Source organism: Streptomyces sp. HSW2009 (assembly GCF_040240285.1).
GTDB lineage: Bacteria > Actinomycetota > Actinomycetes > Streptomycetales > Streptomycetaceae > Streptomyces.
On record NZ_JBEHZD010001147.1, the window covers coordinates 1 to 478 of the forward strand.

General features: G+C 84.7%; 1 protein-coding gene. It reads left to right on the forward strand.

Translation table 11 applies throughout. The features are described 5' to 3' along the window. A partial coding sequence (locus AAHZ94_RS34980) for a hypothetical protein (protein ID WP_349997674.1) occupies positions 1-200 on the forward strand: 200 nt, incomplete at its 5' end. Between the last annotated feature and the right edge of the window lie 278 nt (positions 201-478).

Consider the following 478-nt stretch of genomic DNA (forward strand, 5'->3'; position numbering starts at 1 on the left):
GCGCGCCCGCCCCCGCGCCCGCGCCCCCCCCCGGCGCCGCGGCCCGCGGGGGGGGCGCGGCCGGCGCCCCCGCGCGCCCCCCCCCCCTGCCGCAGGCCCGGGGCGCCAGGTCCGCGCAGCGGTACCGGCAGGAGGCGGCCGAGGTGTACGCGGCGATGGAGTTGGCCCTGCCGGGCGAGGTGCGGGCGGAGAGCAGTTGACGGGTGCGGCGGGTGCGTGATCGTTGCGGCGGGTGCGCGGCGACGGGGCGTACGGGGCGGGGGCAGCGGGACGTACGGGCGGCTGCGGGGCGGTGCGGGTGCGCAGCGGCACGCGAGATGCGCAGGTGCGCAGGCGTGGGGATGCGGGGGCGTGCGGTCGGTTCAGGTCAGGGCCCGGGCGGGGGGCGGGGCGCCCCCCCCCCCCACGGTGGACCGCGGAACCCGCCCCCTTAGCCCCCCCGCGCCCCCCCCCCCCGCGCAGCCCGGGAGCCCGGCGG